Origin of the sequence: Streptomyces sp. NPDC048290, from assembly GCF_040652095.1 — a bacterium.
Classification (GTDB): Bacteria; Actinomycetota; Actinomycetes; order Streptomycetales; family Streptomycetaceae; genus Streptomyces.
In genome coordinates, this window is the sequence record NZ_JBEZLM010000034.1 from 1 (window position 1) to 15,585 (window position 15,585).

Consider the following 15,585-nt stretch of genomic DNA (forward strand, 5'->3'; position numbering starts at 1 on the left):
GCGGGTCCGGGGCGCGGTGGGGCCGCGGTGGGCCATGGCGGTCGGCGGGGAGCGGGCGGCCGCGCCCCGCCCCGTACTCAGCGCGCCCCGGTCGGCGCGGGCCGCCGTGCCGCCGTGGCCAGCGCCGCCAGGCCCACCAGGTCGTCGGCCTGCGCGTCGGGCACCTCGAGGTCGAAGCGGGCCAGCACCCGCACCCGCAGCGACACCACGCCCAGCAGCAGGATCGCCGCCCCCAGCAGCACATACAGCAGTCCGATGCCGCGGCCCGTGCCGGTGCCCAGGACCGCGCCCACCGTCCCGGCGAGCGCGCCGCCGGGCGCCATCAGCGGGCCCAGCAACTCCGTGCCGAGCGGCGCGATCAGCAGATAGCCCACCGGCAGGGTCGACCAGGCGACCAACTGGTTGAGGGCCATCACCCGGCCGTGGAACCGCTGCGGGACCTTCACCTGCACGATCGTCAGATAGATCCCGTTGAGCAGGGACAGCGACACCGACATCCCGAACACCCCGGCCGCCACCACCAGCAGATCCGGCCGCAGCCCGGTCAGCGCGCAGCACACCGCCAGCACCGGCACCACCAGCAGCATCCCGCGCATCCGGCGCCGCCGCGGCCCGCCCCACAGCCCCATCGCGAGACCGCCCACCACGGCACCCAGACCGCCCGCGAGGGACACCGACGCCACCGAGCCCAGCGAGGAGAACCCGAGGACCAGCGGCGAGATCATCTGGAACAGGACCGGCAGGAACAGATTGAGCACCGCGAAGAACACCAGCATCGCCCGGAACCCGCGCTGCCCCACCACCAGCCGGAACCCGGCGGCGATCTCCTGGAGCAGGGTCTCGCGGCGCCGCGCCGCCAGCGTGCGAGGGAACCGCACGGTGAGCAGCACACCCGCCGCCACCGCGTAACTCACCACGTCCAGCAGCAGCACCCCGCCGATCCCGATCGCGGCGAGCAGCCCGACCGCCGCCAGCGGCGCCACCACCTGCGCGATACCCCCGGAGATCTGCACGACCCCGTTGGCGTGCCCCAGATACCGCTTGGGCACCAGTTGCGGGATCGCCGACTGGAAGGCGAGCCGCTGCCCGGTCAGCGACACCGACAGCACCGCCATCAGCACCCCCACATGCCACGGCCGCAGCGCCCCGAACCCGTGGAGCAGCGCGAGCACCGCCTCCGTGGACCCCGACACCAAGGTGGCCGTGAGCATCACCCGCCGCCGGTCGACCCGGTCCACCAGACCGCCCAGCACCGGCGCCGCCAGCAGCCCCGGCACGATCCCGAGGACCGCGAACAGCCCGAACCAGGCCACCGACCCGGTGGTGAGGTAGATCCACAGCGGCAGCGCGAACTCGGTGAGCGCCGACCCCGTCTGGGACACCGTCTGCGAGGCGGCCACCGCCATGAACCGACGGGTGTCACGCCGCGCCCGCGGGCGTGCCCCGGTCGCCGTGGTGGCGGCGGGCGGCTCCCGGTGGGCCCCGTCCACCCACCAGGTCGCCCCCTCCGTGCGCCCCCGGAGGGACGTGCCCTCCCGGACGGCCGGATGGACCGTCGTCACGATCTCGGCGAGTTCCGCCGCCCGGTGCTTGAGGAAGTAGTGCCCGCCCTCGTCCAGCACCGCCACCGCCGTCGTCGGCCCCACGAACGCCCACTCACGGAACCGCTCCCGGTGGAACTCCGTACCCGGATCGGCCGACCCCACCACCGACACCACCGGACCGGTCAGCTCGCCCGGCGGTCCGGCGAGGCGCTCGGTGAAGTACGCCTCCGCCGCCCGGGAGTCCTCCCGGACAGTGCGCACCACCGTGGCCAACTGCTCCGGTTCCAGCCCCTCCAGGTCGGCGCCCATCGACCGCAGCCAGTTCAGATGCAGCCGTCCGCTGCGCCGCCGGTCCAGGACCGAGAAGCGGGAGAACAGGCCGAGCAGCCCCTCGGTGGGCCGTGCGAACGGGAAGATCCCGCCCAGATAGACGGCGGCGGGCTCACGCCCCGCGGCGGCCAGCAGCCGGGCCGTCTCCACCGCGAGCGCCGCGCCCACCCCGCAGTGCCCGTACACCGCCACCGGCCCCGGTACCGACGCCAGCACCTCGTCCGCGCAGCGCCGGGCCACCTCCGTCAGCGGCAGCGACTCCTCCGACATCCCGAGGTCGTGCCCCGGCACCGCGACCGCGTGCAGCGCCACCCCCTCCGGCAGGGCGTCGGCCAGCGGCTGATAGACGACGGCACTGCCGCCGCCGTACGGCAGACACACCAGGGAGAGGGTGTCGGTCCCGCCGGGGCGGGCCGGGGTGAGCCGGTGCAGCAGGGGGCGCGGGCCGTGTCCGTCGCGGTCCGCGAGGGCGGCGACGGCGGTGACCGTGCGGTGCCGGAAGACGTCCATGAGCGTGATTCCGGCCGCCGGGCCCAGCAGCCGGCGCAGGGACGCCACCATCCGCAGCGCGAGCAGGGAGTGCCCGCCGAGGTCGAAGAAGTCGTCGTGCGCGCCGACCCGTTCCAGCCCGAGGAGGTCCGCCCACAGCGCGGCGACGGTCCGTTCCGCGTCGGTGCGGGGCTCCAGGTACGCGGCGCTCTCGCCGGGGCCGGGCCGCCCCGGCTCGGGCAGCGCACGCCGGTCCACCTTGCCGTGCGCCAGCCGGGGCAGCTCCGCCAGCACCACGAGACGGGACGGGACGAGGTAGTCGGGCAGGTGCTCGGCGAGCAGCCGCCGCGACTCGGCGGCGGGCGGCGGCGGGACGTCCGGGTCGGCGGGCACCAGATAGCCGACGAGGGTCAGCTCCCCGGCGGGCCCCCGCGCGGCGGCGACGGCCTGTCCGACGCCGGGCAGCCGCGCGAGATGCGTCTCGACCTCGCCCAGCTCGACCCGGTAGCCGCGGATCTTGACCTGGTCGTCGCCCCGCCCCAGGAACTCCACCGTGCCGTCGCGGCGGTGCCGGGCCAGATCCCCGGTGCGGTACATACGGGGCGGGATCGGCCCCGGGGCGTCCGGCACGAACGGGTCGGGCCGGAAGCGGTCGGCGGTGAGGTCCGGAAGGTTCAGATAACCGGCGGCCAGCCGGTCGCCGCCGATCCACAGCTCGCCCGTCACCCCGGGCGGCACGGGGGCGCCCCGGGGGTCGAGGACGTACACCCGGGCGCCGGGCAGCGGACGGCCGATGGGGGTGGTCGGCCCCTCGGCGGGCTGCTCCGGGTCGAGGAGATGGGTGGTGGCGCCGACGGTCGCCTCGGTGGGGCCGTAGTGGTTGACGACCCGGCAGCCGGTCCGGGCCGCCGTCGCTGCCAGCGCCCGGCTCCACTCCCAGCCGGACGCCTCACCGCCGAGGATCAGCAGCCGCCGGGGGAGCAGCGCCGCGAGGTCCCCGGTCTCGGCGGCGAGCGCGGCGAGATGGGACGGGGTGAGCTTGACGCAGTCGATCCGGTCCCGGGCGAGCCGCTCGGCGATCTCCGGCCCCGAGGTGCGTGGCGCCAGCAGATGCAGGGTGCCGCCGGTCGTCAGCGACAGATACAGCGTCGTCAGCCCGAAGTCGAAGGCCAGCGACTGGAGCAGCAGATGACGGGCCCCGTCCGGCAGCCCCGCCGCCGCGCACCGCTGCCGCACCCCGTCGAGATAGGTCAGCACCTGCCGGTGCCGCACCGCCACACCCTTGGGCGTGCCCGTCGAACCCGAGGTGTAGATGACGTACGCCAGATGGTCGGGACCGGCGGCCGGGTCCAGCGGGCCGTCCGGTACCCCGGCGACCGGGTCCATCGGGCCGTCCAGCACGAGGACCGGGGCGTCGGAGCCGTCCAGCAGGGCGCGGTGGGCGCCGGTGGTGATCAGGGCGACCGGCGCGGAGTCGGCCAGCATGTGGCCGAGCCGCCGGGCGGGCTGCTCGGGGTCCAGCGGGACGTACCCGGCGCCCGCCTTCAGCACCGCGAGCAGCGCGACCGCCTGCTCGACGCCCTGTTCCAGACAGACCCCGACGACCGTGTCCGGGCGGGCGCCCGCCGTCCGCAGCACCCGTGCCAGCCGGTTCGCCCGCCGGTCGAGCGCGGCGTACGTCAGGGACCGCCCCGCGTGGACCAGGGCGGTGGTGTCCGGAGTGCGGGCGGCCTGGGCGGCGACGGCGTCGGCCAAGGTCGGCGCGCACGGGGTCGCGGTGCCGGTGTCGTTCCACGCGGTCAGGACGCGGTGCCGGTCCTCGGGGCCGAGCAGCTCCAGGGCGTCCACCGGGGTGTGCGGATCGGCGGCGGCCCCCACGAGGACCCGCTGCCAGTGCTCCGCGAGCCGGGCGATCGTCGCCGCGTCCCAGAGGTCGGTGCGGTAGGTGAGGAACGCGTCGAGCCCTTCCTCGGTCTCGGTGCAGTACAGGCCGAGGTCCAGATGGACGCCCGTGCCGTGGAACGGGAACGTGCGCCACTCCAGGGCGCGCGGCACGAACCGGCGGTCGCGCTGGTTCTGGAGCGCGAACGACACCTGGAACAGCGGTGGGCGGCCCACGTCACGCGGCAGGTCCAGGGCCTCCACCAGCCGTTCGAACGGCGTGTCCTGGTGCTGCTGGGCGCCGAGCGCGGCGGCCCTGACCCGGGCCAGGACCGTCCGGAAGCCGGGGGAGGCGCCGTCGGCGTCCGCGCCCAGGTCGGCGCGGAGCGGCAGCATGGTGCTGAACAGCCCGATCAGGTCCTCGGTCGCCTCCGTCGGCCGTCCCGCGAACGGGGTGCCGACCGCGAAGTCCCGCTGTCCCGACCACCGCCCCAGCACCACCTGGAAGGCGGCGAGCAGCGTCATGTACAGGGTGGCGCCGCGCCCCCGGGCCAGCGCCCGCGCCGCCTCGTGCGCGGCCGGGTCGAGCCGGAACATGTGCGTGGCGCCCCCGGACCCCGGCAGCGCGGGCCGCGTCCGGTCGGTGGGCAGCTCCAGCGGCGGTACGCCGGTCATCGCCGTACGCCAGTGCTCCAGGCTCTCCCGGGCGGCCGGGAGGTCCTGGCGGGACCGCTGCCAGTGCGCCACATCGGTGTAGCCGACGGGCGGCGGCGCCCGGTCCGGCTGTCTGCCGTCCGTCAACTCCTCGTGACCCGCGAGGAGTTCGTCCAGCAGCAGAGCGGCGGACCAGCCGTCGCCGGTGAGGTGGTGCTGACAGACGGCCAGTACGTGGTCGTCGGCGGCGAGCCGCAGCAGCAGGGCGCGGAGCAGGGGCCCTTCGGCGAGGTCGAAGGGGCGGGCGACCTCCGCCTCCACCTCGGCGCGAGCCGCGTCCTCCCGCGCGGGTGCGGGCAGCCCGCTCAGGTCGAGGGCGCGCCAGGGCACGGCGAAGGAGTCCGGGGGCGCGATCCGCAGCACCGGGCCGCCGTCCTCGGCCGCGGGGAACGACGACCGCAGCGTGTCGTGCCGTACGGCGACCAGCCGCAGCGACTCCCGCAGCGCGTCCGGGTCGAGGCGGCCCCGCAGCCGTCCGGCGACGGGCAGCACATAGGCGGCCGTGCCGGGGGTGAGCTGCTCGACGAACCAGAGGCGTTCCTGGGCCAGGGAGAGCGGCGCGGGCGTGCCCGGCGGGCGGGGCGGGACGGCCGGGGCCCGGTCACCGGCCGCTGGACGGGCCCGCAGCCGGGCGGCGAGCAGCGCCTTCTGCTCGGCGGTCAGGGTACGGCGGCGGGTCGGCGGAACGGGCGCGGGGCGGTCGACGGACGCGGGGCGGTCGACGGAGGCCATCAGTCCTCCACCGCCAGCAGTTCGACGGTGACCGCGTCGGCGACGGCGGCGACGGTCGGGGTCTCGTAGAACACGTGCAGCGGCACCTCGACGCCGAGCCGGTCGCGGATGCGGGCGGCTGCCTGGGTGATCGTCAGGGAGTGGGCGCCGAGGTCGAAGAGGTCGGCGTGCGGGGCGAGCCAGCCGACGGCGAGCAGTTCGCGCCAGATCGCGGCGACCTCGGCGGTCACCTCGTCCAGGGGGTCGTCACCGCCGTCCGTGTCGGGCTCCTCGGCGGTCGCGGATCGATCGGGGGCGGGCAGGGCGCGGCGGTCGGTCTTGCCGTTGGGGGTCAGCGGCAGCGCGGGCAGCGGGTGCACGGCGGCGGGCAGCATCACCGGTGGCAGCGTGAGGGCGAGGAACGCGCGCAGCTCGGCCGGGGTCGGGACGGGGACGCCGGGCCGCCACACCGGGTACGCGGTGAGGATCTGGCCGCCCGGGTCGTCGGGGGAGCCGTGCACGGCGACCGCGGCGGCGGCCACCGCCGGGTGCTCCTGGAGCCGGGCCTCGATCTCGCCCGGTTCGATCCGGTGGCCGCGCAGCTTCACCTGGTCGTCCAGACGCCCCAGACAGTCCAGCGCCCCGTCGGCGCGCACCCGGGCCAGATCGCCGGTGCGGTAGTGCCGGGTGCCGGTCGCTGGGTCGGTGACGAACCGTTCGGCGGTCAGCGCGGGCCGGTCGCGGTAGCCGCGGGCCAGCCCCGCACCGCCGAGGGCGAGTTCACCGGGCACCCCGTGCGGCACGGGCCGTCCGGCGCGGTCCAGGACGAGCGCGGTGGTCCCGGCGATCGGGCGGCCGATGGTGATCTCCGCCGGGGACACCGGCACCTCGGCGGCGGTGGACCAGATGGTGGTCTCGGTGGGGCCGTACACGTTCCAGAGCCGTCCGACGCGCTCGCGCAACCGGCGGGCGAGCGGCAGCGGCAGCGCCTCGCCACCGCACAGGGCGGTCAGACCGGGGGCGTCGAACCCGGCGTCCAGCAGCAGCCGCCAGCCGGACGGGGTGGCCTGGAGATGGCTGATCCGGTGGCGCGCGACCAGCTCGGCGAGGGCCCGGCCGTCGCGGGTCTGCCGTTCGTCGGCGAGGACCACCCGGCCGCCCGTGATCAGCGGCAGCAGCAGTTCCAGCGCGGAGATGTCGAAGGACAGGGAGGTGACGGCGAGCCAGCGGTCACCGGGGCGGACGGCCAGCGCGGTACGGAAGGCGAGCAGCAGGTGGGCCAGGGCGGCGTGCGGTATCTCGACGCCCTTGGGGCGGCCGGTGGAGCCGGAGGTGTAGATGAGGTAGGCGAGGTCGGTGGGGTCGGTGGGGTCGGGTGCGGCGGCGCCCGTACCCGCCGTGTCAGCCGTGTCAGCCGTGCTCACTGTGCCCGGCACATCTGCCGTGCCGGTCTCGAACGCCTCGTCGACGACGATCGTGCGTACCCCCGGCGCGATCCGTTCGGCGGTGGCGCGCTGGACCAGGGCGAAGGGCGCCCCGCAGTCGCCCAGCACGAACGCCACCCGGTCCGGCGGATACCCGGGGTCCACCGGCAGATAGGCGCCCCCGGCGAGGGCGACGGCGAGCACGGCGGCCACCGTCTCGGCGGACCGCTCGGCGCAGACCGCGACCACCGTCCCGGGCCGCACGCCCTCGGCGACCAGCGCGCGGGCCAGCGAGTGCGCGGCGCGGGACAACTCGCCATAGGTCACGGTCCGATCCCCGGCGGTCAGGGCGGGGCGGTCGTGGTGCGCGGCGAACGCGGCCCGCAGCAGCGCGGGCAGGGTCGCTCCGGCGGCGTCGGCGTCCGGGGCGGGCCCGGTGAGCGGGGCGAGTTCGGCGTCGTCGAGCAGCGGCAGATCGGCCAGCGCGGTGCCCGGCGCGGCGGTGACCGCGGCGAGCAGCCGCCGCAGATGCGCGCCGATCCGCTGGGCGTGCCGGGGCGTCAGCCGGTCGGTGCGGTGGATCAGCAGCACGCTGAACCGGTCAGGTCCCTCCAGCAGATGCACCCGCAGCGCCCCCCGGGCCGTGCCCGGGAACACGAACCAGTCGGTCGTGGTGGCCAGCCCGGACAGGGCGACGGGGGCCATCCGCCGCCGGTAGGTGAGGGACACCGGGGCGAGGCTGACACCGGGACGGATGCCCCGCACGGCACGGGCCAGGGGGACCCGGCGGTGCGGGTAGGCGGCCCGCAGTTCGGCCCGGACCGCGCGGGCGAACGTCCCGAAGGGCACGTCGGGGCGGGGCGCGGCGACCACGGGCAGCTCATTGACGTGCATCCCGATCAGGCCCTCGTCGCGCAGGCCCCGGGTGCCCAGGTCGACGGCGACGGCGGGCCGGTCGTTGCCGTACCGCAGCAGCAGGGTGTGCACGGCGGTGAGGAGGAGTTCGAAGACGGTGACGCCCAGCTTTTCGGCGGTGGCGGCGAGGTCGGCGCGGAGCGCGGGGTCCAGGTCGAAGGAGACGACGGCGCCCGGCCCGGTGCCGGGGCCCGACGGTCCGCCGGGGTCGGCGGTGAGACCGGGCAACTGGACGGTGGGCGAGGGCAGTTCGCGTCCCTCCCAGTGTCCGGCCGCCGCCGCCAGCTCGTCGGGGCCGTACACGGGCACGGGCGCCGGGGCGGGTGCGGGCGGCTCGGGCGCCGGGCCGTCGCCGGTGCGGTGGGCGTAGCAGGCGGCGAGGTCGGTGAGCAGGATGTCGGTGGAGGTGCCGTCGTACACCAGGTGGTGCAGCACGCCCAGCAGGGTCGCCCGGCCGGGACCGGTGCGCAGCAGGGTGAACCGGGCCGGGGGTCCGGCGGTCAGGTCGAAGGGGGCGGCGCTCTCCTCGGCCGTCACGGCGTCCCGGGTGCCGGGGTCGATGTCCCGCGTCACGAGCGAGGGCGCGGGGCCGGGGACGAGGACGGGGGTGCCGTCGTCGTCCCGCACGGTGAGGGAGAGCGCGGGGTGCCGGGCCGCCACGTCGGCGACGGCGGCGGTGAGCGCGGGTGCGTCCAGCGGTCCGTCGAGACGCAGGGCGAACGCCATGTGGTGGACGGCGCCGAGCGGTGCGAGCCGTTCGTTGAACCAGACGCCCTGCTGGGCGGGGCTGGCGGGAATGCTGGTCACGGCAGTGGGTTCCTCGTTCGGTCGTACGGACGGGAGAAACGGGAGAGGGAGAGGTCGGTCCAGGGCAGGGGGTGCCGTACGGACGGCGGGGCGGCGGTGACCCGGGTCCGGTGGGGTGGGTGCGTAGGCGCGCGGGCAGGCCGGGCGGTGGCCCGTCGGCCGGTCGGCCGTCGGGTACGTGCGCGGGGGTGCGTGTCGACCGGGCGGTGACCTGTCGGCCGGCCGGCCGGCGGGCGGTCGGGCGCGTGCGCGGGGCGCGGCGGTCGGGGTCAGCCGTCCGTGGCGGCGGTCAGCGCGTCGGTGAAGCCGTCGGCGAGAGCGGTGATGGCGTCCTCGTCGAAGGCCAGCGCGTTGTACTGGAGCCAGCAGTCCAGGGAGCCGTCCGGCTGTTCCACGACGGTGAGTTCGGGCACGCCGAGATCGCCGCCCGGCAGCGGCCAGGGGACGGTGGTCCCGCGCGGCAGCGCCCAGGGCGTGCAGCGCAGCCCGGGAAGGTGGGCGTCGGCGGCCCAGTTCTCGTACCGCAGCCAGGCCGGGAAGGCGACGCGGTGCGGCTTGAACTCGGCGTAGGGGTACATCTGGTGGTCCAGCGCGCCGGTCAGGGCGAGCCGTACCCGCTCGGCGAGTTCGGCGAAGCCGGGGCCGCCGGAGCAGTCGACCCGTACCAGCAGGGACTGCACCAGACAGCCCACGGTCCGCTGTGCCTCGGGGCGGGTCCGGCCGGGCACGGGGGTCATCAGCACCAGGTCGGTGGTGCCGGAGCGGGCGGCGAGCAGCCCGCTCCACAGGGCGGCGACGGCCATGAACGGGGTGACGGCGAGGCCCAGGGCGCGGTCGCGCAGCCGTCCGGCGGGCCCGGCGGCGACGGTGAAGGGGTGGGCCACCGTGTGGACCCGGTCCACGGTCCGGCGGCCGGGGAAGGGGTCGAGCGCGGAGGGCGCGCCGTCCAGCGCGGTCGCGAAGTGACGGCGGCCCGCCGCCCACTGTCCGCCCGCCCAGCGCACCAGGTCCGGGTACGGCAGGGCGTGGCCGGGCAGCCGGGGCGTGCGGGAGCGGCGCAGGGCGTCGTAGGCGAGCCCGAGTTCGTGCAGGAGCACGCCCACGGACCAGCCGTCGGCGACCATGTGGTGCACGGCGAGCAGCACGACATGGTCCTCGGGGCCGCGGGTGACGACCAGCAGCCGGGTGAGCGGGTCCTCGCCCAGGTCGGTGAGCCGGTCCCGTTCGGCGATCAGCAGCGCGTCGGTCTCCTCGGCGGTGGCGCCGGGCGCCTCGCGCAGGGTGATCCGGACGCGGGGCTCCGCGTCCAGGACGGTACGGACCAGTCCGGGCAGCGCGCCGGGGACGGGGACGAACCGGGTGCGCAGCGCGGGGTGGCGGGCGGCGAGCGCGGTGACCGCCCGGCCGAGGGCGGCGGTGTCGAGGCGGTCGGCGACCCGGAGGACCGCGGTGACCGCGCCGACGTCCCGTCCGGGCTCCTCCGCCGCCCAGTCGAGAAAGTTCTCCTGCTGGCTGGTCAGGGGGACCTCGTGGGGCTGGGCGCGGAGGGCTTCCAGGTAGGGCGGCAGGGCGAGCGGATCACTGGTTGTGGGGGCGGACGGGCCCGCTCCGGACCCGCCCTGCTCGTCGAGCCACGCCGCCTGTGCCCGCAGGGAGGGGCGGGCGAAGACCAGCGCGGCGCTCGCCCCGACCCCGAACCGCTCCCCGACGGCGGTGGCGAGCCGCACCGCGCGGAAGGAGTCGCCGCCCAGCGCGAAGAACTCCTCCCCGACCGCGCCGACCCGACGCCCCAGCACCGTGTGCCACAGCTCGGCGAGGGCCCGCTCGGTCGCGGTGCGCGGCGGCGGTGACCCGGCGCCGGGAGCGGGGGCGGCGGTGTCGAACAGGGGCCGCAGCCGGTGCTTGACGACCTTCCCGGAGGCGTTGCGCGGCAGATCGGCGGCGGTCAGTATCCGCACCGGCAGTTCGGCGCGGCTGAGCCGGGCGGCCAGGAAGAGCCGCAGCTCGTCCAGGTCGAGCCCGTCCTCGGCGGGGACCACCACGGCCGCCGGTACCGCGCCCATGACGGGGTGCGGCAGACCGAGGACGGCGGCGTCCGCGACCCCGGGATGGGCGTGCAGCACGTCCTCGACGCGCAGGGTGGAGACCTTCACGGCACCGGACTTGACGACCTCGCTCTCCCGGTCGACCAGGTGCAGATACCCGGCGTCGTCCAGCCGTCCCAGGTCGCCCATCCGGACCCAGCCGTCCCGGAACACGGCGGCGGAGGCGGCGGGGTCACCGGCGTAGGCGCGGGGCGGTCCGGGCTGGCGCAGCCAGACCTCGCCGGTCTCCCCGGCCGCCACCTCGGTACCGTCGGGGCCGAGCAGCCGCAGGTCACCGGGGTCGGTGGGGCGTCCGACGGAGCCGGGGCGGGCGAGGTCGACGAGGGTGGAGAGCTGGGCGGGGGACGCCTCGGCGGAGGTGTAGGCGTTGACGACGGTGGCCTTGGGCAGGGCCTCGGTCAGCGCCAGGGCGACGGGGACGGGCAGCGCGGCGGCGGAGGACGACAGCAGCAGCACACTGGAGAGGTCGTGGCGCTCGGCGACCCGGGTGTTGAGGAGTTCGATCGCCATGGAGGGGACCAGGAAGACCGTGCCGACCTGGAGTTCGGCGACGGTCCGGCCGAACTCCTCGGCGTCGAACCGGGGCAGGACGACGGTCGCGGGTGCCCCGGTGAGCGCGCCGACGACCATCATCTGGGCCGCGTTGGTGCCCAGCGGGAAGGCGTGCAGGGCGTACCGGGAGTGCGCGTAGGGGCGGTGGCGGGGGTGCGGGCGCGCTCCGGCGGTGAGTCCGGCGGTGAGGCTGGCGTGGGAGGCGATGACGCCCTTGGACGTCCCGGTGGTGCCGGACGTGCCGACGATCTGCGCGGTGTCGCAGGGGGCGGGGCTGTGCGGCGGCACGGGTCCGTCCCCGGCACCGGCTGTCTCGACAGCATCCAGCTGATGATCCATCAATTCATGTGCCAGCGGAGGGAGTCGGGTGCCGCGCAGGACGGCGGTGGCGCCGCATTGCGCGGCCAGCCCCGCGGCCTCAAGGTCCGTCAGGTCGGCGCGCAGGACGAGGGCGGCGGCCCCGGCGTAGTGGGCGGCGAGGAACGCGACCGCGTACCGGTCCCACTCCTCGTTCGCGAACCGCAGGGCCAGCAGGTCGCCGGGGCGGGTCCCCGCGGCGGCGAGTCCGTGTGCGGCGCGCACGGCCCGTAACCGCCAGGCGCCGTAGGTGAGGGTGCCGCCGCCGCGTACCTGGATCGCGACGCCGTCGGGCTGCTCGGCGGCCCGTGCGTCGAGCAGATCGGGGACGGTCGGCACAGCGGGCGGTGCGTTGATGATGCCCTCCAAGTACGTGGTGCGGCCCGGGAGTTGACCCGGACATGCGATGACACGGGAGTCGGTCGTCAGGCATGGCGCGCGAAGTCCGCCCTTGGGTATGGTCTGGACCATTCGGCGGGCACGGCGAAGGATAGCGCGCCACTGTCGCACTTGTGTCGCAATGATGGAGAGTTCGTGGACATCGGTGGCGATCGGCCGCGCGGGCGGGCCCGTCGCCCCGGGACGCCACCGGACCCGCCGCCACACCCCTGTCCCCCCGACCGGCCTCCGGGTGCGCGGCCGTACCCGGGCGAGCGAGAAGGAATCGAACAGATGCTGTACGCGGGAATCGCCTGGAACGCCGACGGCTATCAGGTCGAAGTGGTGGACGCCGACGGCGGACGGGCCATGGACCCCACCCACTGGGGCGCGGAACGGGTCCCCGAACTGACCCGGTGGCTCGGCGGCGAGGGCAGACAGCCCCAGGACCCGTGCGCCGTGGTCCTGGAGAGCACCAACGGCCTGGTCGACGGACTCCTGACGGCGGCCGGCCTCGACGTCTACCGCGCCGACCCGCACCACCTCGGCGCACGCCCCGACTTCGGCTCGGTCCCGGCCCTCGCCCTGGCCGAGCTGGCGAGGACCGGCCGCGCCGCCCTCGCCCCGCTCACCGCCGAGGGCGGCGGCCAGAGCGGACGGGACGCGGACTACCACGACGGCATCCGCCGCGCCGCCCCCGTCGAGACCCGGCTCACCGAGGCGGGCCGCTGCTTCCGGCACGGCCCGCGCGAGCGCCGGGACATCGCGCTCACCTTCGACGACGGCCCCGACCCCCGCCACACCCGCCAGGTGCTCGACATCCTGGCCCGCTACGACGTCCGGGCCACGTTCTTCTGCGTCGGCCTCCATGTACGCGCCCTGCCCGACGAGGTGCGGCGGATCGTGGACGCCGGGCACGGCCTCGGCAACCACACCTGGTCGCATCCCTTCCTGCCGGATCTGACCGCCCGGCAGTTCCGGCTCCAGCTCGACCGCACCAGCGAGGCGTTCGACCGCGCGGTGGGCCAGGTGCCGGACGTCTTCCGCCCGCCCTACGGCGCCCGCACCCCCGAGACCCTCACCGCCCTGCTCGACTCCGGCCCCGCGCTGGCCCTGTGGGACGTCGACTCCTGGGACTGGGCCCGCCCCGGCCCGGAGCGGATCACCAGGACCGTCCTCGACCACGCGGGCCCCGGCTCACTGATCCTGATGCACGACGGCGGCGGCGACCGCCACCAGACCGTCGAGGCGCTGCCCGCGGTGATCGAGGGCCTGCTCGCCCGCGATCTGCGCTTCGTACGGGCGGACGAACTGGCGGGGCTCCCGGACCGCCGCTGAGCGAAGGCGCGCGGCGCTCAGTCGGGCGGCGCGGGCAGCGGGCGTGGCTCGATCCGCGAGGGGAAGGGGCGCGGGGCTCGGTCGGGCGGCGCGGGCAGCGGGCGCGGCTCGATCCGCGAGGGGAAGGGGCGCGGGGCTCAGTCGGGCGGCGCGGGCAGCCGACGCGGCTCGATCCGCTCCTCCACCGCCTCGCCGCCCTCCCGCCGCACCCGATAGGCGCCCTTGCCCGGCAGTTCGGCGACCGCCTCGACCAGTTCCGTGCCCCGGTAGACCAGCCCCACCCCGTCGTCCGTGCAGTGCGCCTCGGTGAATGTGCCGTCCGCCACCAGCCGGTGGATCAGCGGACGGCGCCCCGCGTCCACGTCGTAATGCACCCCGTTGCCGTACGGCAGCAGCCCGAGCCCGTTGGTGACGGGGCGCAGCGTCGGCCCGTACGAGTCCGTCGTGCCGCCCTGGAACCAGCACAGGGAGCCCGCGCTGACCCCGCTGAGCACCACGCCCGCCTCCCAGGCGCGGCGCAGCACCGCGTCCAGGCCGTGCACCCGCCACACCGCGAGCAGATTGGCCACCGAGCCGCCCATCACCCACACCACGTCGTGCTCCAGCACGGTCGCCTCGACGTCCTCGACATTGGGCATCGGGAACAGCATCAGCGGCGTCAGATCCCATCCGGCGGCCCGCGCAGCCTCCGCCATGCGGGCGGTGACATGCTCGGCGTCCCCGACCGCCGTCCCGATGTACAGCACCTTCGGGCGCCGCCCCGTCACCCCGGCGAGGTCCACCGCGTGATGGACGAGCGCGTCGAACAGCAGACGGGTGCGGGTACCGGCGCGGTGGCCGCCGGAGGTGGCGAGGATGGTGGGTTCGGATGCCGTCATGGGGCGATCGTAACGACGGCCCGCCCCGGCGCGGACGGCGTGGTGGCCGCCGGTCAGGAGCGGCGGACGAGGCCGGTGCGTTTGACGGTCGCCAGCAGGGGCGTGGTCTCGATGGCGGTGATCCCCGGCAGCGGTCCGACGACCGTGGTGAGGAAGGTGTACAGGGCGTCCAGGCCGGACGCGGCGACGGCGGCCAGCAGCGTGGCCGGACCCGTGGTGGCGGCCGTGAACCGGACCTGCGGATGGGCGGCCAGCGTCCGCGCGGCCTCCTCCAGCCGTCCCGGCCTGACCCCGATCCACAGCATCGCCTCGGTGCGCGCGCCCAGCAGCGCCAGATCCACCTCGGTGGCCGACCGCAGGACATGGGCGCGCAGCAGGGTGTCCAGCCGGCGCCGGGCGGTCAGCGCGGTGGTGTCCGCGCGGCGGGCCAACTCGGTGTAGGTGGCGCGGCCGTCCTCGGTGAGCGCCGCGATCAGGGCGCCGTCGACGGTGTGCGGAGGGACGGGCGGGCCGGGCGGGGCCGTCGGACCGGGCGCGAGCCGGGCCTCCTCGGCCGCGGTGAGCAGCCCGGAGGTCCAGCGGAACGCGGTCGGGAAGACCCGCAGCAGGGTGTGCGCGGTCCAGGACTCCACGGCGTCGGTGGCGGGCAGATCGCGCAGCAGCAGCGCGGTGCGGGCGTCCGGGCCGTCGAGGAAGAACGCCGCGGACAGCTCGGTGCCGCTGCCGAGGATGTCGACCCACACGGTGTCCGGGCGGCGGGCCAGGGCGGCGGCGATCCGCCCGATCCGCTGGGGACGGCAGCGCACCCGCAGCACGAGTGGGACGGTCCCCGGGAAGTGCACGGGATTGCGGACGACCGTGGCGCGCAGCGTGCCGTCCGCGTACAGCGGGGCGGCGCGGCGCACGACCGTCCGCTCCGACAGCCCGAGACAGGCCCCGACCTCACGCCACCCGGCCCGGGGCGAGGCCAGCAGCACGGCCGCGATCCGACGCTCGGTCTCGTCCAGGGTTTGACGCACGATCCGCATTCTAGACAGCCCAGTTGACGGGTTTCCTCGCCTTGAGCCACTCCCTGTGCCGGAAAGCGGCACGCGCCCCGTACAACGGTGGTGCCGCCGCTGGACCGGACGTCCACCGGCAAACCGGCACCCCACCCGCGCGG

Annotated in this window: 6 protein-coding genes; 1 reads left to right on the forward strand and 5 read right to left on the reverse strand. The window is 76.1% G+C overall.

Annotation, left to right across the window (positions count from 1 at the left end; all coding sequences use genetic code 11):
• Positions 1 to 77: 77 nt before the first annotated feature.
• The 3 genes from AB0D49_RS37485 to AB0D49_RS37495 form a co-directional block, all read right to left on the reverse strand.
• Positions 78 to 5,690 carry an amino acid adenylation domain-containing protein gene (locus tag AB0D49_RS37485; RefSeq protein ID WP_362767222.1) on the reverse strand — a complete coding sequence of 1,871 codons (5,613 nt, stop codon included), beginning with the start codon at positions 5,688 to 5,690 and terminating at the stop codon, positions 78 to 80.
• Positions 5,690 to 8,815 (reverse strand): amino acid adenylation domain-containing protein, encoded by a 3,126-nt coding sequence (locus AB0D49_RS37490; protein WP_362767225.1) that lies wholly within the window; start codon positions 8,813 to 8,815, stop codon positions 5,690 to 5,692. Before AB0D49_RS37490 ends, AB0D49_RS37485 begins: the two co-directional genes overlap by 1 nt.
• 269 nt (positions 8,816 to 9,084) lie before the next feature.
• Entirely contained in the window at positions 9,085 to 12,198 is a 3,114-nt protein-coding gene (locus tag AB0D49_RS37495) for an AMP-binding protein (RefSeq protein WP_362767228.1), read from the reverse strand.
• 303 nt (positions 12,199 to 12,501) lie between these two features.
• Here AB0D49_RS37495 and AB0D49_RS37500 point away from each other — a divergent pair, with 303 nt between their 5' ends.
• Positions 12,502 to 13,545, forward strand: a complete 1,044-nt coding sequence (locus tag AB0D49_RS37500; RefSeq protein WP_362767231.1) for a polysaccharide deacetylase family protein — start codon at positions 12,502 to 12,504, stop codon at positions 13,543 to 13,545.
• A 137-nt stretch (positions 13,546 to 13,682) separates the two neighbouring features.
• On the opposite strand, the gene AB0D49_RS37505 is transcribed toward AB0D49_RS37500, so the two are convergent.
• A complete protein-coding gene (locus AB0D49_RS37505; RefSeq protein WP_362767234.1) occupies positions 13,683 to 14,423 on the reverse strand; it encodes a peptidase E in 741 nt (246 codons plus the stop codon).
• 53 nt (positions 14,424 to 14,476) lie between these two features.
• A complete protein-coding gene (locus tag AB0D49_RS37510) occupies positions 14,477 to 15,451 on the reverse strand; it encodes an Lrp/AsnC family transcriptional regulator (protein ID WP_362767237.1) in 975 nt (324 codons plus the stop codon).
• Between the last annotated feature and the right edge of the window lie 134 nt (positions 15,452 to 15,585).